Here is a 21,205-nt window from a genome sequence, read left to right on the forward strand (position 1 = left end):
GTCACCCATGGGACTCACGCGAGTCCCCCGAAGCGCGGGACTCCTCCGGCGTACGGGACTCTCCCGGAGCACGGGACTCCCGCAGGGCGCGCCGCGCCACCGGATCGGCCCGCCGGAAACCGTGGAAGTGGCCGGGGTGATAGAGGTGCGAGCGCGTCCCGGAGGCGGCGAGCGCGGGTCCGACCAGGAAGAGCGTGTGCTTCCAGAGCTTGTGCTCCTTGACGGTGGCCTCCATCGTGCCGACCGTGCAGCGCAGCAACAGCTCCTCGGGCCACGTGACCTGATGGGCGATCAGCACCGGGGTGCCGGTGACGTAGCCGCCCTCCAGCAGCTCGGCGGCGAGCTGCCCGGACCGCGCCGCGGACAGGAACACCGCCATCGTCGTACCGTGCCGGGCGAATTCCCTGACCTCCTCGCCCGGCGGCATCGGCGTCTTGCCACCGCCCAGCCGGGTCAGGATCACCGACTGCGCGACCTCGGGAATCGTCAACTCCCGCCCTGCCAGGGCCGCGACGGCCGAGAACGACGACACCCCCGGCACGATCTCCACCTCGATGCCGAGCCCCGCGCAGCGGTCCACCTGCTCCTGCGTGCCGCCCCACAGCGCCGGATCGCCCGAGTGGATCCGCGCCACCCGCAGCCCCTCGCGCAGCGCCCGCTCGTACACCGCGACCACGTCCTCCAGCGACATCGCCGCCGAGTCCAGGATCTCCGCGCCCTCGCGGGCGTGCCGCAGCACCTCGGCCTGCACCAGGCTCGCCGCCCAGATGACGACGTCCGCCTCCGCGATGGCCCGCGCCGCCCGGAAGGTCAGCAGATCCGCCGCGCCGGGGCCCGCGCCGACGATCGTCACCTTCGCGCCGCTTGCGGCGCCCGTCCTCGGTTCCGTCGCGCCGCTCACAGCTTTCCTCCCCGGCCGCCGTCGCGCCGCGCGGGCGCGATCAGCGTCGACAGGTACGGCAGCGCGCCGTCCCGCAGCTCCTCCGCCAACTCCTTGGCGGGCCTGATGGATTCACCGGGCAGCCCCAGCGAACTGCCCCACACCGCGCCCTCGGTCCTGCCGGTCTCCCGCAGCGCCGTCGCCACTTCCCCGGCCAGCCGCCCGAATTTGTACGCCACCACCGTGCCGGGCCCCTCCAGCGCCGCCCGCAGCACCGCGGCCCCCGCCGTCACCGGCACCAGCGTCAACGGCTCGGTCCCCTCGGTGAGTACGGCCCCGCTGCGCGCCGCCAGATCCTGCATCGCCGTGATGCCGGGCACCGTCTCGATCCGTACCCCGGCCACCGACTCCGTGACCGTCTGCGCCAGATACGTGAACGTCGAGTACACATTCGGGTCGCCGATCGTCGCGAAGGCCACCGTCCCGTGCTCCCGCAGGAGTTCGGCCACCCGCGCGCCCGCCGCGTCCCACGCCGCCTCCCGCCGCGCCCGGTCGGTCCGCTCGTTCAGCGCGAACACCACCCGGACGATCCGCGCCGCGTCCACGTAGTGCAGTACGGTCGCCTCCGCCCGTCCCCGCTCGCCCGTGTCGAGTACCGGTACGACGACCACGGCCGCCGCCCGCAGCGCGTTCACTCCCTTGACGGTCACCAGCTCCGGGTCGCCGGGGCCCACCCCGACTCCGGTCAGCAGCGCGGTCATTCGGCACACCTCTCTACGAAGCGCCGCGCCAGTGACGGCTCGGCGGCCCAGTGCACATGCAGATACGAGGCATGCACGTTCTTCTCCACGAAGCCGTCGACCCTGCGGGCGGCTTCTCCCGTGAAACCCCAGGCCGCGGTGGCGCCCGCGCCCGGCTCCACGCGGGTCCTGTGGAACTCGTGGCCCCGCAGGCGGGTGCCGGCCGCCGCCAGCACGCTGTCGCTCAGCGCGACGGCCTCGCGGTAGCCCAGCGTCAGGCGGTCGGTCATCGTGGCCGTGGCGTTCAGCACCCCGCACATCGGGGCGCCGTCCAACTCCCTTGTCAGATAAAGGAGTCCGGCGCACTCCGCCGCGATCGGGCCTTCGAAGGCGGCGACCGCCTCGCGCAGCCGCTCATTCGCCGACAGGTCGGCGGCGTGCATCTCGGGGAAGCCGCCGCCGAGGATCACGCCGGACGTACCCTCCGGCAGCTCCTCGTCCCGCAGCGGGTCGAACCCCACCACCTCCGCCCCCGCCGCCCGCAGCAGCTCCGCCTGCTCCTCGTACCCGAACGTGAACGCCGCCCCACCCGCGACAGCCACCACCGCGCCCCTCCCCGCATCCGAGCCCGAACCCCCGGCCCCACCCGCAGCGGCAGTTGGGGGAGGGGCCGGGGCGGAGCCACGGTTTCGGGGAGGGGCGGGGTGGGGGAAAGCGGCGCCGCAGGCCGCCAGCTCGGACAGCGGGTCCCAGGCGGTGCCCGGCAGGTCCGGGGCGCTGCGCGCCAGGGAGAGGAGCGCGGGCAGATCGCAGGCACCGCGCACGAGCGCGGCGAGCTCACGGACCCACCCCACGGCGTCACCCCGCCGCTCGGCGACAGGAATGAGCCCGAGGTGCCGGGACGGCACATGAAGCAGCGGCGCGCGCCGCAGCACACCGAGCACGGGCACCCCGGACTCGTCGAGCGCGGCCCGCAAAAGGGCCTCGTGCCGATCGGAAGCGACCTGATTGAGAACGACCCCGCCGATCCGCACCTCGGGATCCCAGGAGGCGAAGCCATGGACGAGCGCGGCGACGGACCGCGACTGCGCGCCGGCGTCCACGACGAGAACCACCGGCGCCCGGAGAATCTTGGCGACCTGCGCGGTGGAGCCCAGCTCACCGCGCCCCGCGGCACCGTCGAAGAGCCCCATGACGCCCTCGACGACGGCGAGTTCGCATCCGGCGGCGCCGTGCGCGAAGAGCGGGACGACACGGTCGGGCCCGCACAGAAAGGGATCGAGGTTGCGACCGGGCCGCCCGGCGCCGAGCGAGTGGTAGCCGGGATCGATGTAGTCGGGCCCGACCTTGTGCGGGGACACAGCGAGCCCGGCCTCGGCGAAGGCGGCCAACAGCCCGGTGGCGACGGTGGTCTTGCCGCTTCCGGAGGCGGGCGCGGCCACCACGAGGCGCGGGACGTTCACCACTCGATGCCCCTCTGCCCCTTCTGCCCGGCGTCCATGGGGTGCTTGACCTTGGACATGTCGGTGACGAGGTCGGCGGCGTCGACCAGCGCGGGCGGCGCGTTGCGGCCGGTGATGACGACGTGCTGGGCGCCGGGCCGGTCGCGGAGCACGGCGACGACCTCGTCGGTGTCGACCCACCCCCAGTGCATGGGGTACGCGAACTCGTCCAGCACGTAGAGCCGGTACGTCTCGGCGGCCAGGTCCCGCTTGACCTGCTCCCACCCCTCGCGGGCCGCGTCCTCGCTGGACTCCAGGGACCGCTGCACCCAGGACCAGCCCTCGCCCATCTTGTGCCAGGCGACGGTCCCGCCCTCGCCGGAGTCGCCGAGCACGCGCAGCGCCCGCTCCTCGCCGACCTTCCACTTGGCGGACTTGACGAATTGGAACACCCCGACCGGCCAGCCCTGGTTCCAGGCGCGCAGCGCGAGACCGAAGGCGGCGGTCGACTTCCCCTTGCCGACGCCGGTGTGCACGATCGTCAGCGGCCGGTTCCTGCGCTGACGGGTCGTCAAACCGTCGTCAGGTACGGCACTCGGCTGCCCCTGCGGCATTACGCGGCCCTCCGTACGTCGTTGACGAGCGCGGACACCGTGTCGGCGCGCAGTTCCTCCAGCGTCACCGCGACGCCGCCCAACTCCTGTGCCAGCGCGCCCGCCAGGCCGAGCCTGACCGGGCCCGACTCGCAGTCCACGACCACCGAGGCGGTGCCTTCTGCGGCCAGCAGCCGGGCCGCCCGCGCGGCGAGCGCCATCGGTTCCAGACCGCTCTTGACCGTGCTGCCCGCCGCCGCCCGGCTGCCGGTCGCCCGGCCGTCCGTCACCACGATCAGCAGCGGGCGCCGCGTGGCGTCCCGCAACCGCTCCACGCGCAGCACCTCACGCGCCTTGAGCAGCCCGGCGGCCAGCGGCGTACGCCCACCGGTCGGCAGCTTCTCCAGCCGGGCCGCGCCCGCCTCGACCGACGACGTCGGCGGCAGCACGAGGTCGGCGTCCGCGCCGCGGAAGGTGACCAGACCGACCTTGTCGCGCCGCTGGTACGCGTCCAGCAGCAGCGACAGCACCGCGCCCTTGACCGCGGTCATCCGCTCCCGCGCCGCCATCGAGCCGGACGCGTCCACCACGAACAGCACGAGATTGCCCTCGCGGCCCTCCCTGACCGCCTGCCGCAGATCGTCCCGGCGGATCACGAGCCCCGCGCCCGACCGGCCGCGCGCCCGCTGGTACGGGGCCGCCGCCTGCACGGTGGCCGCCAGATGCAGCTTGCCCAGCGAGCCGCGCGGGCGCCTGGCGGAGGTCGTCCTGCCGTGCGCCGTACGGGCCCTGGACCTGCGTCCGGCCGCGCCCTCGCCGATGCCCGGCACATCGAAGTGCCGCGTCCTGTACGGGTCCCCGGCGCCGACCGCCGAGCGCTCGCCCTTGGGCCCGGAGCCGTCGCCCGCGCTGTCGCCCGCACCCGCGCTCGCGGCGGGGGAGTCCTGGCCCGCGCGCGCGTCCTGCTCGCTGCCGGGCTGTTCCCGCGAGCCGCCCTGCGGGCCGCCCTCCGGCTCCCGAGGCCCGGTCGGCCCGCCGCCGGGGCCGTCCGGGTCGGTGTCCGGGTCGTCGTCCCCCTCGCCGTCCCGCCCCTCGCCCTGCTCTCCCTCTCCCTCGCCGGCCCCGCGCTCCCGCTCCAGCGTCTCGTCCAGCTTGTCCTCGTCGAGACCGGGCGCGTCAAAGGGGTTGCGACGCCGCCGGTGGGGCAGCGCCAACAGCGCGGCCTGCCGTACGTCCTCGGCGAGGACGACCGTGCGGCCCGCCCACGCGGCCAGCGCCGTCGCCGTACGCGCCATGACGATGTCCGCGCGCATCCCGTCCACCTCGAACGCCGCGCACGTCGCCGCGATCTGCCGCAGCGCGCCGTCGCCCAGGCGCACCGACGGCAGCAACCGCCGTGCGGCGGCTATCCGTTCACGCACCGCCTGCTCGTCGGCCGCCCAACGCGCCCCGAAACCGGCCGGATCCGCGTCGTACGCCAGCCGCCGCCTGACCACCTCGACGCGCTCGTCGGTCTCCCGCGAGGCCGCGACCTCGACCGTCAGGCCGAACCGGTCGAGCAACTGCGGGCGCAGCTCGCCCTCTTCCGGGTTCATCGTGCCGACCAGCAGGAAGCGGGCCGCGTGCCGGACGGAGACGCCTTCGCGCTCCACGTAGCTCGCGCCCATCGCCGCCGCGTCCAGCAGCAGGTCCACCAAGTGGTCGTGGAGCAGATTCACCTCGTCCACGTACAGCACGCCGCGGTGCGCCGCCGCCAACAGGCCCGGCTCGTACGCCTTCACGCCCTCCGACAGGGCGCGCTCGATGTCCAGCGCGCCCACCAGGCGGTCCTCGCTCGCGCCGACCGGCAGCTCAACCACCCGCGCCGCGCGGGCCGTTCCCCCGCCCGCCTCATGCGGGCCGTCCGGGCACTGCGCGTCCGGGGCCGCCGGGTCGCAGGAGAACCTGCACCCCGGCACCACCGGTACGTCCGGCAGCAGTGTCGACAGCGCCCGCACCGCCGTGCTCTTCGCGGTGCCCTTCTCCCCCCTGACCAGCACCCCGCCCACCGCCGGGCTCACGGCGTTCAACAGCAGCGCCAACCGCAGGTCTTCCTGGCCCACCAGGGCCGTGAACGGATACGGCGTACTCACGATGCCTCCTCGTACGTGCACATGCGGTTCGCTGACATCTCTCCCCCCACCCCGCCCCTCCCCGAAGCCCTCAATCGCCGGGCGGGCTGGAGAGCCGGGGTGGGGTGCGCGCGGGCGGCTTCCGCCTGCGGCTGCCGGACGGTGGGTGCTGCGCATGCCTCGACGACCTCTGCCTTCCGTCGCCGGGCGGGCTGGGGAATGCTGAGAGGGGTGCGGCACGACGAGCCCGTCCGGCGATTGAGGACAGGGGGGACGGGGGCTTGCCGCCGGTTCCGGGGAGGGGCGGGGTGGGGGAGAAGGCCCGCCGCAGGCGTAGCGGTGGCGGTGGGGGTCACGCGTCGCCCTCCAGGTCACCCTCGAGGTCGAGATAGGTGGAGCGCAGGCGCTCCAGGGTCTCGGGGTCGGGGGCGGACCACAGCCCCCGCTCGGCCGCTTCGAGCAGCCGCTCCGAAATCCCCCGCAGAGCCCAGGGATTGGACTTCCGCATGAATTCCTGGTTCTCCGCGTCGAAGACGTACTCGGTGGCGAGCTTCTCGTACATCCAGTCGTCCACGACCCCCGCCGTGGCGTCGTACCCGAAGAGATAATCGACGGTCGCCGCCATCTCGAAAGCCCCCTTGTACCCGTGCCGCCGCATCGCGGCCATCCAGCGGGGATTGACGACCCGCGCCCGGAACACCCGGTGCGTCTCCTCACCGAGGGTCCGCGTGCGGACCTGGTCCGTGAGGGCGGAGTCGCCGACATAGGCCCGCGGGGAGTCGCCGGTCAGATGCCGAACCATGGCGACCATGCCCCCGTGGTACTGGAAGTAGTCGTCGGCGTCGACAAGGTCGTGCTCACGGGTGTCGACGTTCTTGGCGGCGACCTGGATACGGCGGAAGGCGGCCTCCATGTCGCCGCGGGCGGCCCGCCCGTCGAGACCGCGGCCGTAGGCGTAACCGCCCCAGACGGCGTAGACCTCGGCGAGGTCGGCGTCGGAGCGCCAGTTGCGGGCGTCGATCAGCGGCAGCAGCCCGGCCCCGTAGGCACCGGGCTTGGAGCCGAAGATGCGGGCGGTGGCGCGCCGCCGGTCCCCGTGCTCGGCGAAGTCCTCGTCGGCGTGGGCGCGTACGTAGTTGACGTCGGCGGGCTCGTCCAACTCCGCGACGGCCCGCACCGCGTCGTCCACGAGGGCGACGACGTGCGGAAAGGCGTCGCGGAAGAAGCCGGAGATGCGGACGGTGACGTCGATCCGGGGCCGCCCCAACTCCTCGGCGCCGACGACCTCGAAGCCGGTGACCCGCCGGGACGCGTCGTCCCACAGCGGACGGCAGCCGAGCAGTGCCAGGATCTCGGCGATGTCGTCGCCCTGGGTGCGCATGCACGACGTGCCCCACACGGTGAGGCCCACGGACTGCGGATACGCGCCGGTGTCGGCGAGGTGCCGGGCCAGCAGCGAGTCGGCGAGCGCCGTGCCGACGTCCCAAGCGAGCCTGGACGGAATGGCCTTGGGGTCGACGGAGTAGAAATTGCGGCCGGTCGGCAGGACGTTGACCAGGCCGCGGGTCGGCGACCCGGAAGGCCCGGCCGGTACGTAACCGCCGCGCAGCGCCCGCAGAATGTGGTCGATCTCATCGGTCGTACGGGCCAGGCGCGGCGCGACCTCGCGGGCGGCGAATTCCAACACCCTCACCGCGTCCGGCACTTCGTGGTCGCCCAGCACCTGCGCGACCACCCCGGCGGCGGCGTCACGGTGCCAGTCGGCGGCCTCCATCGCCTCCGCGAGCCGCCGCGCGAGCTGCTCCAGCAGGTCGACGGCGTCGGAGGCGGTCCGCGCGGGGCCGGCCGCGAGCGAGGTGAGCGCGGACGGCAGCTCCACGCGGGCGCCGGGCTCGGCGAGCAGCGTCTTCTCCACCAGGCCGAAGGAGAGCGCGAGCGCGGCCCGCAGCCCCGGCAGCGCGCCGCCGACCCCGCCCCACACCTGCGCGGAGCGCAGCACGGCGAGGACCAGATTGGTCCTGGCCTCGCCGACCGGCCCGCCGCCCAGGATGTGCAGACCGTCCCTGATCTGCACGTCCTTGATCTCGCAGAGCCAGCCGTCGACATGCAGCACGAAGTCGTTGAAGTCGTCCTCCTCCGGCTGCTCGTCCACGTGCAGGTCGTGGTGGAGTTCGGCGGCGCGCACCAGGGTCCAGATCTGGCTGCGGACCGCCGGGGCCTTGGCCGGGTCGAGATCGTTCACCAGGGCGTACTCGTCGAGGAGTTGCTCCAGCTTCGCGAGGTCGCCGTACGTGTCGGCGCGGGCCATCGGCGGCACGAGGTGGTCCACGACGGTGGCGTGGCCGCGCCGCTTGGCCTGGGTGCCCTCGCCGGGGTCGTTGACGATGAAGGGGTAGACCAGGGGGAGTTCGCCGAGGACGGCGTCCGGCGCGCAGCCCGCCGACAGCCCGAGGCCCTTGCCGGGCAGCCACTCCATCGTGCCGTGCTTGCCCAGGTGCACGATCGCGTCGGCGCCGAAACCGCCCTCGGCGGTCGCCGTCTCCAGCCAGCGGTACGCGGCCATGTAGTGGTGGGACGGCGGCATGTCGGGGTCGTGGTAGATCGCGATCGGGTTCTCGCCGAAGCCGCGCGGCGGCTGGATCATGATGACGACATTGCCGAACCGCAGGGACGCCAGCACGATGTCGTCGCCGTCGAGGTAGAGGGAGCCCGGCGGCTCGCCCCAGTGCTCCAGCATCCCGGCCCGCAGGTCGGCGTCGAGCGTCGCGAACCACTTCTCGTAGTCGGCCAGCGGCACGCGCGCGGGCGCCGCCGAGAGCTGATCCTCCGTCAGCCACTCCACGTCGTGACCGCCCGCCGCGATCAGCCGGTGGATCAACTCGTCGCCCCCGGCAGGGTATTCACCGGTCACGTATCCCGCGTCGCGCAGCGCGTCCAGCAGCCGTACGGCGGAGGCGGGGGTGTCGAGGCCGACCGCGTTGCCGACCCGGGAGTGCTTGGTCGGGTAGGCGGTGAAGACCAGCGCGAGCCGCTTGTCGGCGTTCGCCTTGTACTTCAGCGCCGCGTGCCGGACCGCGATACCGGCGACCCGCGCCGCCCGCTCCGGATCGGCCGCGTAGACCGGCACATCGCCCTCGCCGGTCTCCTTGAACGAGAACGGCACGGTGATCAGCCGCCCGTCGAATTCGGGGATCGCCACCTGCATCGCCGCGTCCATCGGCGTCAGCGCCGCGTCCGACCCCAGCCACGCCTCGCGCGACGAGGTCAGGCACAGGCCCTGGAGCACCGGCACGTCCAGGTCCGCCAACGCGCCGATGTCCCACGCCTCGTCGTCCCCGCCCGCCGTCGCCTCGGACGCGACGGTGCCGCCCGCCGCCAGCACGGTCGCCACGATCGCGTCGGCCCGCCCGAGCAGCGCGTACAGCCCCTCGTCGGCGCTGCGCAGCGAACCGCAGTACACCGGAAGGGCGTTGGCGCCCTTCGCCTCGACCGCCGCGCACAGCGTGTCCACGAACGCGGTGTTCCCCGACAGTTCGTGCGCCCGGTAGAAGAGGACGGCGACGGTCGGCAGCGCCTCGTCGTACGCGTACGCGCCGTGCACGCCGTACTCGGGCATCCGGCGCGGCGCCTCGAAGCCCTCGCCGCTCATCAGCACCGTGTCGGACAGGAAGCGGGCCAGCTCCGTCAGATTCTCCGGGCCGCCCTCGACCAGATAGCGCAGCGCCTCCGCGACGACACCCGCGGGGACCGACGACAGCGCCATCAGCTCCGCGTCCGGCACCGACTCGCCGCCCAGCAGCACCGTCGGCACCCCGGAGGCCGCGAGCGCCGCCAGACCCTCCTCCCAGACCCGTCGGCCGCCGAGCAGCCGGACCACCGCGATGTCCACGCCGTCCAGCAGCGCGGGCAGTTCGGCCGCCGGATCGACGCGGGAGGGGTTGCCGATCCGGTAGGAGACGGCGGACGAGTCGGCGGCGCGGGCCGCCAACAGGTCGGTGTCGGCGGTGGACAGCAGCAGAACGGTGCTCACGTGTGCCCCATCGTCATCGTCACGTCCCGTTCCCCGGCGGGGGAACGGGTGGGTCTGCGGCCGGTCGGCCGCCCCGGAGAAGTCCTTACGGGTGCCGTCCCGGCCGTCGGTCCTGCCGTCGTTCCGGCTGTTGTTCCGGCTGTTGTCCCGGTTGCCGTTCACGGCGCGCCCGGCGGCACGAACGGCAGGTCGGGCGGCGGCCCCTGCTCGATCAGCCGCAGCAGCGCGCCGGTGTCCGCGTGCTCCTCGATCAGATCGCCCAGCCGGTCCAACTGCGCCTCGCGCAGCGCCCCGAAGGACGTGTCGGGCGCCGGGACGAAGCGCCGTCCGGCGGCGGCGGCCACCCGGCGCAGGAACGCCCGGCGGAAACCGTCGCTCTCCAACGAGCCGTGCCAGTGCGTGCCCCACACCGCGCCGACCCGGCAGCCGTCGAGGAACTCCTCGTCACCGCCCAGGACCTCGGCCACCCCGTGGTGGATCTCATAGCCCTCGACGCGCTCCCCGTACGCCGTCCCGACCGGCCTGGCCAGCGTCTTCGCGGCGGCGAAGCGCACCCGGACCGGCAGCAGGCCAAGGCCGGGGACCGAGCCCGCCCGCGACTCGACGTCGTCCTCGATGCGGTCGGCCAGCATCTGGAAACCGCCGCAGACACCCAGCACCGGACGCCCCTCGGCGGCCCGCCGTACGACGGCGTCGGCCAGGCCGCGCTCACGCAGCCACTCCAGCGCCCGCACGGTGCCGCGCGTGCCCGGCAGCACCACGAGGTCGGCGTCCGCCAACTCCTCGGCCCGGTCCACGAACCGCACCACCACCCCCGGCTCCGCCGCGAGCGCGTCCACGTCCGTGAAGTTCGACATCAGCGGTACGGCGACCACCGCGACCCGCAGCAACTCCGCGCCGTGCGGCGGCGCGACCACCGATTCATGGGCGGCGCGCGGCGACACGCTCCCCCGAACTCCGCCCCGGGGGACCCCCAGCCCGTCCTCCTCGTCGATGCCCAGGCCGTGGGCGAACGGCAGCACGCCGAGCGTCGGCCGGCCGGTCAGCTTGTGCAGCATGTCCAGACCCGGCCGGAGCAGCGAGACGTCACCGCGGAATTTGTTGACCAGATAGCCCGCGACCAGCGCCTGGTCCTCGGGCGCGAGCAGCGCCGTCGTCCCGAAGAAGGACGCGAAGACGCCGCCGCGGTCGATGTCGCCGACCACGACCACCGGCAGTCCGGCCGCGCGGGCCACGCCCATGTTCACGATGTCGGTCCTGCGCAGATTGATCTCGGCCGGGCTGCCCGCGCCCTCGCAGATCACCGCGTCGTACCGGCCGCGCAGCTCTTCGAGGCAGCCGGTGACCGTGCCCAGCAGATCGGCCTGCCGTCCGCCGTGGTAGCCGCGCGCGCTCAGTTCGCCCACGGCCTTGCCCAGGACCACGACCTGGCTGCTGCGGTCGCCGCCCGGCTTGAGCAGCACCGGATTCATCAGCGCCGACGGCTCCACGCGGGCGGCCTGCGCCTGCATCGCCTGTGCCCGGCCGATCTCGGCGCCCTCCCGCGTCACGAACGAGTTCAGCGACATGTTCTGCCCCTTGAAGGGGGCCACGCGTATGCCCTGTCGCACCAGCCACCGGCAAATCCCCGCCGTCACCACGGACTTGCCCGCGTCCGAGGTCGTCCCGGCGACCAACAGGCCGCCCCCGAGGGCTGTCACGAGGTCCCCCCGGCGCCGGAGAAAGGCCGCGCCCGGCGCGACACCGTCGGACTCCACCCTCGTGCTTCGCGCCGCCGCGGCGGACGTATCCCTCCGCCGACGGCACGTCCCCCCGAGGGCCGTTCCCCCGGTCGGCCGTGGCCCGGCGCCGAGCCGCCCCGTATCGCCGCTGTCAGGACGCAGAGCGCCGCCGCGGCGGCCGAGACCCGCCGCGACAGCCGGACGGCCCGCGCGATGTCGGCCGGGGCCGGGGCCGGGTGTTCGGCGCCCAGGACGGCGCGGTGTTCGGTGCGGCCCGCGTAGGAGAGGGTGCCGCCGAGACGCAGGCGCAGGGCGCCGGCGAAGGCGGCTTCCACGGGTCCCGCGTTGGGGCTGGGGTGCGCGGCGGCGTCCCGGCGCCAGACGCGCAGGGCGGTACGCGGCGAGGGCCCGGCGAGGACGGCGAGCGCGGCGGTGAGGCGGGCGCCGGGGTAGCCGACGACGTCGTCCAACCGCGCGGCGGCCCAGCCGAACCGCAGGTGGCGCGGCGACCGGTGACCGACCATCGCGTCGAGCGTGTTGACGGCGCGGAAGCCGACGAGCCCCGGCACCCCGCCCCACGCGCCCCACACCAGGGCCCCGACGACCGCGTCCGAGGTGTTCTCCGCGACCGACTCGACGACGGCGCGCGCGATCCCCGCCGCGTCCAGGGAATGCGGGTCGCGTCCGCACAGGTGCGGCAGCCGGGCGCGCGCCGCCTCGATGTCCCCGGCGTCGAGCGCGGCGGCGACGGCCCGCGCCTCACGGGCCAGTGACGTCCCGCCCAGCACCGACCAGGTGGCGGCGGCGGTCAGCGCGACGCGGAGCGCGACAGAGGACCGTACGGCCCGGTCGGCCAGCGCGGCGGCACCCACCGCGCCCCCGGCGCACAGCGCGGCGTACACCGCCCCACTGCCCCGGTCGTCACGCCACATCCGGCGCTCCAACGCGCCCGCCGCGCGCCCGAACACCGCGACCGGATGGCCGCGACGCGGGTCGCCCGCGACGAGATCGCCGAGAAAGCCGAGTGCGGCGCCGTACGCGAACACGCGATCGGCACGCACCGGTTCAGCCCGCGTCCACGCCGTCCAGGTGAAGTGCCGGACAGGGTGGCGTACTTGTGCGCACCTGCGTGCGGTGGTCCGTGACGAGTCGAGCGCAGCCGGGCATGGCAGAGGTCCTCACTCAGGGTCCGCGCCCTGGTTCGACGTGACCGGCGGTGAGAGTCTCCTGGCTCCCGGATCTACGCACTCCCGGCCTTCCAACCGGATTTCCGGCCGTGACGTACGGGTTGGGAGTGCACTCCCCGGTGACAGTGGCGGGACCGCGCCGGATTCGCACCGGACTTCCTCTCCTGCCGCCGCATGGCCTCCGCAGTCCACCACGTGCGCGCAGGCAGGTCAACTCACCGTTGACCTGGGAAGACGGAGTGTGGCGAGGTCCACATCCGCCGCCGAAACCCGTGAGTTCAGGCCACGATCAGATAGATGCCGTACGAGACCGCCGCGGCGCACACGGCGAAGCAGGTGTAGCCGCCGGTCCGGGCGAGCAGGGCGCCCCCGTGCGAAACGGAGCCGGACCCGGATGCGGCGGGGGAGCCGGAGCCGGAGTCGGACGCCGGAGCGGAGCCGTGCTTGGTGAGGCCGACGATGCCGAGGGTGAACAGGCCGACCAGGCCCACGGTCGCCACGAGGGTGACGCCGAAGACCGTGCCGAGCGCGTGCCAGTCGATGCTCATGAGGGGGTCCCTGGGTCCTTGAGGTAGAGCGGGGAGGCGCGGGGGAGGGGCAGGTCAGGCCGTGGCGGGTGCGCCGGGAACGGTGTCCGAGGGGGCGCCGGGCGCGACGGGCCCGGCGGGCGGCGGGATGACGGCCGCGATGGCCGCGGTGACCGCGCCCTGCGGCTCGACCGCCGCGTCCGGACCTGCGGCCGGGTCGCCGTCCAGGTCGTTGACGTTGGCGTGCGTGACCGGCTTGCGGCGCGACGCCGTACGGATGACCGCGCACACGGCCAGGCCGAGGACCGCCACGGCGGTGACGCCCCAGGTGCCCTCGTCGGCCAGCAGCGCGGCGCCGGCCGCGACCAGTCCGGCGGCGGGCAGCGTGAGCCCCCACGCGGCGACCATGCGGCCCGCGGTGCTCCAGCGGACCACCGCGCCCTTGCGGCCGAGGCCCGCGCCCATCACGGAGCCGGAGCAGACCTGCGTGGTGGACAGCGCGAAGCCGAGGTGCGAGGAGGCGAGGATGGTGGCCGCGGCGCCGGTCTGGGCGGCGAAGCCCTGCTGCGGCTGGATGTCGGTGATGCCCTTGCCCATCGTGCGGATGATCCGCCAGCCGCCGATGTACGTACCGAGCGCGATGGCGCTGCCCGCCGAGACGATGACCCACAGCGGCGGGTCGGCGTGCGGGGCGACGACGCCGCCGGTGATCAGCGCCAGCGTGATGACGCCCATCGTCTTCTGCGCGTCGTTCGTGCCGTGCGCGAGCGAGACCAGGCCCGCGGAGGCGATCTGGCCCGCCCGGTAGCCCTTCGAGGTGGCCTCGGGGTCGGCGTGGCGGCCGATCCGGTAGGTGAGCCGGGTGGCGAGCGTGGCGGCGAGACCGGCCACGATCGGCGCGGCGACGGCCGGGATGAGCACCTTCATGACGACCGCCTCGCCGTGCACACCGTGGGTGCCGACCGAGACGAGGGTGGCGCCGATGAGGCCGCCGAACAGGGCGTGCGAGGAACTGGACGGGAGCCCGGCCAGCCAGGTGAGCAGATTCCAGACGATCGCGCCGACGAGCCCGGCGAAGATCACTTCCGGTCTGATGCCGGAGGACTCGTCGATGATGCCGCCGGAGATGGTCTTGGCGACCTCCACCGAGAGGAAGGCGCCGACGAGGTTGAGCACGGCGGACATGGCCACCGCCGTCTTTGGCTTGAGTGCGCCGGTCGAGATGGTGGTGGCCATCGCGTTGGCGGTGTCGTGGAAACCGTTCGTGAAGTCGAACACGAGTGCGGTGACGATCACGATTCCGATCAGGAGCGTGATGTGTTCCATGTACCCAGGCATTCGTTTGATCGGACAGTGGCGAGGCGACCGTACGGAGAGCGGATGAACGGAAGATGAACTGACGGCGGCTTTGTGGTGCCGGAGCGGTCGGGCGGCCTCAGTCAGTATCAAGCCGATCCGGCCGATCGGACCCCTCGGGGAGGCGATCCGCGCCCGTCGGGGGCCGGGCGGTGATAATGCCCGTGTGCAGGACTCCTTGGAGAAGGCTTGGTCGGACGTGGTGGACACCGCCCGGCGCACGGTCGCCGACGGGCTGGTGGTCGGCACCTCGGGCAATGTCTCGGCCCGCGTCGGCGATCTCGTGCTGGTCACCCCGACCGGCGTCCCCTACGACCGGCTCGGCCCGGCGGACGCCGTAGTGGTGGATCTCACGGGCCGCCGCCTCATGGGGGAGCTGCGGCCGACCAGCGAACTGCCCATGCACCTGGCCGTCTACCGCGCCACCGACGCCCGCGCGATCGTGCACACCCACGCCGCGCACGCCACCGCCGTCTCCACCCTCGTCGACAAGCTGCCCGTCATCCACTACATGGCGGCGGCCCTCGGCGGCCAGGTCAGGGTCGCGGACTACGCCACCTACGGCAGTGAGAGGCTGGCCGCCGCAGTCCTCAAGGCGCTCCGCGACCGCACCGGCTGCCTGATGCGCAACCACGGCACCCTCGTGTACGCCGACACCCTCGACAAGGCGTACGACAACACCGCCCAGCTGGAGTGGATGTGCCGCGTCTGGCTGCTGGCCGGATCGGCCAACGGCCACGAGCCCCGTACGCTCCCCGGCCGCGAGCTGGCCAAAGTCGCGGAAAAGCTGCGCGGCTACGGGCAGGGCGCGCCGGAGCCCGCCGACTAGACGACTCGGGCCGCCGCTTCTCCACCGTCTCCACACACGCCTCTCCACGCGCCCGCCGCGCCCGCCGCGCCCGGCCGCCCCGCACACGCCGTCCGCCCCCCGTACGCCACTCGCCCGTCCGTCACCCGGCCGCCGTACGTCACCCGGCCGCCGTCACTCGCCCCTACGTCACCCGGCCGCCGCCGTCGCCTGGCCGCTTTCGGCCGACGCGCTCACACTGGAAGAGATGCGTACCCGAACCGCGGTGGCCATGGCAGCCACCACCGTGCTGGGTGCCGGAACGGCCGCGCTGGCGGCCGGCCGGTACGGATCCCGCTTCGCCCTGAGGCCGTCGCTGAGAGGCCCGGTGCCCGAGGGCGACGTGACGCTGCACAGCGTGACCGCGGACCAGGTGGTGCTCACCCGCACCCTGTCCTCGGCCCGCCCCGGCGTCTGGGGCCTGACCGGCGACGATCTGCACGCCGCCGTCGGCGACGTGCTCGACCTGACCCCGTACTCGGTGACCCGGCGGCTGCTGAGCGTCCAGCGCGGCGCCCTCACCCCCGGCGCCCGGGTCCGGCTGACCCCGCAGGCGTGCGCGGGCGACCCCGGCAGCGCCCTCGGCCTGGACCACACCGAGGTCCTGCTGCGCGGCGAACTCGGCCTGCTGCCCGCCTGGTTCGTGCCCGGCGCCCGCGACACCTGGGTGATCGCGGTGCACGGCCTCGGCGCCACCCGCGAGCACCCGCTGAACGTGGCGACCGCCCTGCACGCCCACGGCCTCCCGCAGCTCCTGCTCGCCTACCGCAACGACCCCGGCGCCCCCGCGTCCCCCGACGGCATCGGCCACCTCGGCGCCACCGAATGGCGCGACCTCGACGCGGCGATGCGGTACGCGGTCGAGTACGGCGCCCAGCGGCTGGTGCTCTTCGGCTGGTCCACCGGCGCCACGATGGCCCTGCACGCGCTGGCCGGGTCCCCGGTACGCGACCGGGTCAGCGGCCTGGTGCTGGACTCGCCGGTGCTCGACTGGGAGGCCACCGTCCGCGCCGCCGCCGAGTCCAACGGCGTCCCCGACGCGCTGATGCCGCTCGCCGTCCGCGCCGCCGAGGGCCGGACCGGCCTGCTCCCCGAGCCGGTCGCCGCCGCGGCGGACCCGGCGCGGCTGACCGTCCCCACCCTGCTGGTGCACGGACCGGGCGACACCCTCGCCCCGTGGGCCGCCTCCCGCGAACTCGCGGCCCTCCGAGCCGACTTGGTGACCCTCCACACCGTGCCCGACGCGCCGCACGCGGCGATGTGGAACGTCAACCCGGCGGACTACGAGGAGACGTTGCGACGATTCCTCACACCACTGATGTGACCGGTGTCAAGACCGCCCCATCAGGGTGAGAGCCACCCCGGAAACCCCCGCTGAGCTGCGACGACGCGCGCCCGAAGGGGCCCGGAAGAGCGACCCCGGGGCACCCTTGTAGATCATCGGGCCGGGTTCCGTTTGGGATTATGGGCGCTCACCGGAGAGACTTCTCCAGTGACGTCCCGTAGCCCGCGAGACACTCCGCTCCGCCTTGTCCCCCGACGGCCGCTCACCGCCGCCCGCCGGACCGCAACGACGCGCCGGTCCAGACCCCCGCGGCCGCCCGAGGGCACGCCGCCGCTGCCGCAGCTCGCCCGGCTGGCCCGCGCCGAACTGGCCGACGCCGCACGGCTCGCGCGCTGGGCCGGCACCGGCCCCGGCACCGCGGGACCGACCGGCATACTGCCCGACGACGCCGCCGCGCAGGCCGCAGCGGCGCTCGACCTGACCCGGCCGCAGATCCGTACCGCATGGGACCGGGCGCGGCTGTCGGGGCTGATCGAACTGCACGGCGGCACCGCACGGCCCGGCTGGCGGCTGCGGGCCTGGGACACCGACGACACCGCCGTGCTGCGCGGCTGGGTCGCGCTCTTCGACGCCTGGTCGCTGGCCCACCCCTTCCTGCCGGGCCCGCAGGCCGGTCCCGATCCGGCGCTGGTCGCCGAAGTCATCGAGGCCGCACCGCAGTTGCTGTCCTTCCTGCACCTGTCCAACGAGCCGGTGCCGATCGACACCCTGCTCGACCTGCTGCGGCAGCGCGTCGCGGAGCTGCGCGCCGAGCGGCACGAACCGCCCGCCGACGGCGCGGGCGACGCCCCCGATCCGCTGCCCGCGCTGCTCGACTGGACGCTGGACGCCGTCGCCCGGGTCGGCGCGCTGCGCCCCCGCGACCCCAAGCGCCCCGACGAGGTCACGCTCACCGCGATCGGTTCCTGGGCGGTGTGGGTCAAGCTGGAGCAGATCTGCGTGGCCGCGCAGGGCCCCGCGGGACACATGGAGCAGTCCGCCGAGACCATGCTGCGGGCCAGCGCCCGCCTCTCGCCGGGTCCGGCCCGCGCCGAGTACCGCGCCTGGCTGGCCGCCCGCCCGGTCGCGCTGGCCGTCGGCGAGTTGCTGGACACCGCGCGCGGCGACGACGCCCTGCTGCGCGGCCTCGCCTTCGAGGCGCTGCGCGTGGTCGGCGACCCCGCAGAGCCGGCCGTCCGCGGCGTGGTCGAGGAGCCGACGCTGCGCCCCTACGCGGTGCTGTGGCTGGCGGAGTTGGACGGCGGCGACCCGGACACCGCGACCGGCCTGCTGACCCGCGAGGAGGCCACCTGGCTGTGGATCGACACGGCCGCGGCCGTCGCCGACCACGGCGAGGACCACCTGCTCGTCAGCCACCTGGAGACCGCCGTCCAGGGCTCGGTGCCCGGGCTGCTCGAAGAGGTCCGCAACGTCGGCCACCCCAGGACCGTCCAGGTGCTCGTGGCGCTCGCCGCCGCGCACCCGGACCCCGCCCTGGCCAAGGCGATGCGCAGGGCCGCCTTCCAGGTCCACACCGGCGAGACCTGAGCCGCCGCGAGCGGTACGCGACCCCCGCGCCGTACAGCGCGCGGGGACCCGTACCGCCCGCCGGTCCTCAGCCGAAGGTGTCGCAGGCCGCCAGGTCCCCGGTCCTCAGCCCGGTGGTGAACCACTGCTGACGCTGCGCCGCGGACCCGTGCGTCCAGGCGTCCGGCGTCGCCCGCCCCTGCGCCCGCGACTGGATCGTGTCGTCGCCGACGGCCGCCGCCGCGTCGAGACCGCGCGCGATGTCGTCGGGCGTCACCGCCGTGATCAACGAGGTGCCGGTGGCCGGATTGAGGGTCCTGGTGGCGTTCTTCGCCCACAGCCCGGCATAGCAGTCGGCCTGCAACTCCACGCGTACGGAGGCGCTGTCGGCCCCGCTGCGGCCGTCCTGGGCCGCGCTCAGAACACCCGTCACATTCTGCACATGGTGGCCGTATTCGTGCGCGACGACATAGCTTTCTGCGAACGGCCCGCCTTTGGCGCCGAATTGGGTCTGCAACGTCTGGAAGAAATTCAAGTCGATATAGACCTTGCGGTCCGCCGGGCAGTAGAACGGCCCGGTCCGCGGGTCGGCCGGACCGCAGCCGGTGCTCACCGGAGCGTCGAAGAACACCGTCGGCGCGGTCCGGTACGCGGCGCCGCGGCGGCTGAACTCGGCGGTCCAGTACGCCTGCACGCTGTTGACCACGGCCACGATCCGGCACTGCTCCTGCGCGTTGGCGTCCCGCCCGGTCGAACAGCTCCGCGCCAGACCGGCGCCGGCCGCGCGCGTGTCCGAGACGGTGTCGGAGCCGCCGCTGAGGCCGAGTTGGTCGGGGCTGATGCCCAGCACCAGGCCGATCACGACCGCGAGCAGCCCGGCGATTCCGCCGCCCACCAGCTTCCCGCCGGGGCCGCCGCCCGAACCGCCCCGCCGGTCCTGGACCTGCGAGGTGTCGAGCGGAGTGTCGTCGTCGAACCGCATGTGCCGATTATGTGTGATGTGCCCCACTTCGGCGCACCGGTGGCCGGGTACCGGCGCGCCCCTGACCGGGGGCCGGGGCAGTCGGCCCCGCGATGCCCGCGCCCCCGGCGCGGTAAACCGTTTGCCGGCCGCCGGTAGACTGAGCCCCATGGCAGTTCTATTCCTCGATTAGCCACGGCGTACGACCTCGCGCCCGTTTCCGTCGTCCGTCCTGTCCTGGAGCTTTTCCCGTGATCACTGCCACCGGCCTTGAGCTGCGCGCCGGCGCCCGCATCCTCATCGAGTCCGCCTCCTTCCGTGTCGCCAAGGGCGACCGCATCGGCCTGGTCGGCCGCAACGGAGCGGGCAAGACCACCCTGACCAAGGTGCTCGCGGGGGAGGGCCAGCCCGCCGCAGGCACCGTCACCCGCAGCGGCGAGGTCGGCTATCTCCCGCAGGACCCGCGCACCGGGGACCTCGACACCCTCGCCAGCGACCGCATCCTGTCCGCCCGCGACCTCGACACCGTCCTGCGCAAGATGCGGGAGAACGAGGAGCGGATGGCCAACGGAAAGGGCGCCACCCGCGAGAACGCGATGAAGAAGTACTCGCGTCTGGAGACGGAATTCCTCACCAAGGGCGGATACGCCGCCGAGGCCGAGGCCGCCACCATCGCCGCCGCGCTCGGACTGCCCGACCGCATCCTCGGGCAGCAGCTCCACACCCTCTCCGGCGGTCAGCGCCGCCGCGTCGAACTGGCCAGGATCCTCTTCTCGGACGCCGACACCCTGCTCCTGGACGAGCCCACCAACCACCTCGACGCCGACTCCATCGCCTGGCTGCGCGACTACCTGAAGACGTACCGCGGTGGATTCATCGTGATCTCGCACGATGCCACCCTCATCGAGACCGTGGTGAACAAGGTCTTCTACCTGGACGCCAACCGGTCGCAAATCGATGTGTACAACATGGGCTGGAAGCTCTACCAGCAACAGCGCGAGGCCGACGAGAAGCGCCGTAAGCGCGAGCGGGCCAATGCGGAGAAGAAAGCCGCCGCTCTGAATTCACAGGCCGACAAGATGCGTGCCAAGGCCACCAAGACGGTCGCCGCGCAGAACATGGCGCGCCGCGCGGAGAAGCTGCTGTCCGGCCTGGAGGCGGTACGCGCCTCCGACAAGGTCGCCAAGCTGCGCTTCCCCGACCCCGCCCCGTGCGGCAAGACCCCGCTGATGGCCGAGGGCCTGTCCAAGTCGTACGGGTCGCTGGAGATCTTCACCGACGTCGACCTCGCGATCGACCGCGGCTCGCGGGTCGTCATCCTCGGTCTGAACGGCGCGGGCAAGACCACGCTGCTGCGCCTGCTGGCCGGTGTCGAGCAGGCCGACACCGGCCAGGTGACGCCCGGACACGGCCTCAAGCTCGGCTACTACGCGCAGGAGCACGAGACGCTCGACCCGGACCGCACCGTGCTGGAGAACATGCGGTCGGCCGCGCCCGACACCGATCTGGTGGAGATCCGCAAGATCCTCGGCTCGTTCCTCTTCTCCGGCGACGACGTCGACAAGCCCGCCGGGGTGCTCTCCGGCGGCGAGAAGACCCGGCTCGCGCTCGCCTCGCTCGTCGTCTCCAGCGCCAATGTGCTGCTGCTCGACGAGCCCACCAACAACCTCGACCCCGCCAGCCGCGAGGAGATCCTGGGCGCGCTGCACACCTTCACCGGCGCGGTCGTCCTGGTCACCCACGACGAGGGCGCCGTGGACGCGCTCCAGCCGGAGCGGATCATCCTGCTGCCGGACGGCGTGGAGGACCTGTGGGGCCAGGACTACAAGGACCTGGTCTCGCTGGCCTGAGCCCCGGCGGCGCCCGGCCGGGCGGGGGGGGCGGCGGGGGGGGGGGGGGGGGGCGAAGGGACGGACCCCGAGCATGAGACAGCGCGTGTGTACGTACGCGTGCCGTCGC

The 21,205-nt window shown here is 73.8% G+C and carries 15 protein-coding genes and 1 riboswitch; of the genes, 4 read left to right on the forward strand and 11 right to left on the reverse strand.

Annotated elements, in window-relative coordinates; translation table 11 throughout:
* Position 1: 1 nt before the first annotated feature.
* From cobM to ACZ4EF_RS27995, 10 genes are all read right to left on the reverse strand, one after another.
* Positions 2 to 901 carry a precorrin-4 C(11)-methyltransferase gene (gene cobM / locus ACZ4EF_RS27950; protein ID WP_467506820.1) on the reverse strand — a complete coding sequence of 300 codons (900 nt, stop codon included), beginning with the start codon at positions 899 to 901 and terminating at the stop codon, positions 2 to 4.
* Positions 898 to 1,641 carry a precorrin-2 C(20)-methyltransferase gene (gene cobI / locus ACZ4EF_RS27955; RefSeq protein WP_401313247.1) on the reverse strand — a complete coding sequence of 248 codons (744 nt, stop codon included), beginning with the start codon at positions 1,639 to 1,641 and terminating at the stop codon, positions 898 to 900. Before cobI ends, cobM begins: the two co-directional genes overlap by 4 nt.
* Positions 1,638 to 3,086, reverse strand: coding sequence for a cobyrinate a,c-diamide synthase (locus ACZ4EF_RS27960; protein ID WP_467506822.1), 1,449 nt, complete (start codon positions 3,084 to 3,086; stop codon positions 1,638 to 1,640). The genes cobI and ACZ4EF_RS27960 overlap by 4 nt, the downstream gene beginning before the upstream one ends.
* Positions 3,080 to 3,676, reverse strand: coding sequence for a cob(I)yrinic acid a,c-diamide adenosyltransferase (gene cobO, locus ACZ4EF_RS27965; RefSeq protein ID WP_355333755.1), 597 nt, complete (start codon positions 3,674 to 3,676; stop codon positions 3,080 to 3,082). The genes ACZ4EF_RS27960 and cobO overlap by 7 nt, the downstream gene beginning before the upstream one ends.
* Positions 3,676 to 5,787, reverse strand: a complete 2,112-nt coding sequence (locus ACZ4EF_RS27970) for a putative cobaltochelatase (RefSeq protein ID WP_467506825.1) — start codon at positions 5,785 to 5,787, stop codon at positions 3,676 to 3,678. The genes cobO and ACZ4EF_RS27970 overlap by 1 nt, the downstream gene beginning before the upstream one ends.
* Before the next feature lie 331 nt (positions 5,788 to 6,118).
* Positions 6,119 to 9,796: a cobaltochelatase subunit CobN gene (cobN, locus tag ACZ4EF_RS27975; protein ID WP_467506827.1), complete on the reverse strand. Its 3,678-nt coding sequence runs from the start codon at positions 9,794 to 9,796 to the stop codon at positions 6,119 to 6,121.
* Positions 9,797 to 9,954: 158 nt separating this feature from the next.
* On the reverse strand, positions 9,955 to 11,496 hold the full coding sequence (locus ACZ4EF_RS27980; protein WP_355333746.1) for a cobyric acid synthase: 1,542 nt from the start codon (positions 11,494 to 11,496) through the stop codon (positions 9,955 to 9,957).
* On the reverse strand, positions 11,493 to 12,578 hold the full coding sequence (locus ACZ4EF_RS27985) for a cobalamin biosynthesis protein (protein ID WP_467506829.1): 1,086 nt from the start codon (positions 12,576 to 12,578) through the stop codon (positions 11,493 to 11,495). The genes ACZ4EF_RS27980 and ACZ4EF_RS27985 overlap by 4 nt, the downstream gene beginning before the upstream one ends.
* A 159-nt stretch (positions 12,579 to 12,737) precedes the next feature.
* A riboswitch (cobalamin riboswitch) is annotated at positions 12,738 to 12,866 on the reverse strand.
* 116 nt (positions 12,867 to 12,982) lie between these two features.
* Positions 12,983 to 13,252: a hypothetical protein gene (locus ACZ4EF_RS27990; protein ID WP_467506831.1), complete on the reverse strand. Its 270-nt coding sequence runs from the start codon at positions 13,250 to 13,252 to the stop codon at positions 12,983 to 12,985.
* 54 nt (positions 13,253 to 13,306) lie between these two features.
* Positions 13,307 to 14,557, reverse strand: coding sequence for an inorganic phosphate transporter (locus tag ACZ4EF_RS27995; protein WP_402713828.1), 1,251 nt, complete (start codon positions 14,555 to 14,557; stop codon positions 13,307 to 13,309).
* A gap of 196 nt (positions 14,558 to 14,753) precedes the next feature.
* Here ACZ4EF_RS27995 and ACZ4EF_RS28000 point away from each other — a divergent pair, with 196 nt between their 5' ends.
* The 3 genes from ACZ4EF_RS28000 to ACZ4EF_RS28010 all read left to right on the forward strand — a co-directional run bounded on the left by ACZ4EF_RS28000 (position 14,754) and on the right by ACZ4EF_RS28010 (position 18,306).
* Positions 14,754 to 15,416, forward strand: coding sequence for a class II aldolase/adducin family protein (locus ACZ4EF_RS28000; protein WP_401313225.1), 663 nt, complete (start codon positions 14,754 to 14,756; stop codon positions 15,414 to 15,416).
* 226 nt (positions 15,417 to 15,642) lie between these two features.
* A complete protein-coding gene (locus ACZ4EF_RS28005; RefSeq protein ID WP_467506834.1) occupies positions 15,643 to 16,758 on the forward strand; it encodes an alpha/beta hydrolase in 1,116 nt (371 codons plus the stop codon).
* A 168-nt stretch (positions 16,759 to 16,926) separates the two neighbouring features.
* The gene (locus ACZ4EF_RS28010) at positions 16,927 to 18,306 is read left to right on the forward strand and encodes a hypothetical protein (protein WP_391044183.1); all 1,380 of its coding nucleotides are present in this window, start codon (positions 16,927 to 16,929) and stop codon (positions 18,304 to 18,306) included.
* Positions 18,307 to 18,373: 67 nt separating this feature from the next.
* Here ACZ4EF_RS28010 and ypfJ read toward each other — a convergent pair whose 3' ends face one another.
* A complete protein-coding gene (ypfJ, locus tag ACZ4EF_RS28015; RefSeq protein ID WP_467506836.1) occupies positions 18,374 to 19,267 on the reverse strand; it encodes a KPN_02809 family neutral zinc metallopeptidase in 894 nt (297 codons plus the stop codon).
* A 230-nt stretch (positions 19,268 to 19,497) separates the two neighbouring features.
* Between ypfJ and ACZ4EF_RS28020 the strand changes: the two genes are divergently transcribed.
* Entirely contained in the window at positions 19,498 to 21,096 is a 1,599-nt protein-coding gene (locus tag ACZ4EF_RS28020; protein ID WP_355333726.1) for an ABC-F family ATP-binding cassette domain-containing protein, read from the forward strand.
* Positions 21,097 to 21,205: the final 109 nt, after the last annotated feature.

This window comes from Streptomyces sp. NPDC025721 (assembly GCF_055558595.1).

Bases quoted from the DNA above. Each gene is read 5' to 3' on its own strand.
- ACZ4EF_RS27995 (WP_402713828.1), bottom strand. From the start codon at position 14,557: ATGGAACACATCACGCTCCTGATCGGAATCGTGATCGTCACCGCACTC.
- ACZ4EF_RS27990 (WP_467506831.1), bottom strand. From the start codon at position 13,252: ATGAGCATCGACTGGCACGCGCTCGGCACGGTCTTCGGCGTCACCCTC.
- ACZ4EF_RS28005 (WP_467506834.1), top strand. From the start codon at position 15,643: ATGCGTACCCGAACCGCGGTGGCCATGGCAGCCACCACCGTGCTGGGT.
- ypfJ (WP_467506836.1), bottom strand. From the start codon at position 19,267: ATGCGGTTCGACGACGACACTCCGCTCGACACCTCGCAGGTCCAGGAC.
- cobO (WP_355333755.1), bottom strand. From the start codon at position 3,676: ATGCCGCAGGGGCAGCCGAGTGCCGTACCTGACGACGGTTTGACGACC.
- cobI (WP_401313247.1), bottom strand. From the start codon at position 1,641: ATGACCGCGCTGCTGACCGGAGTCGGGGTGGGCCCCGGCGACCCGGAG.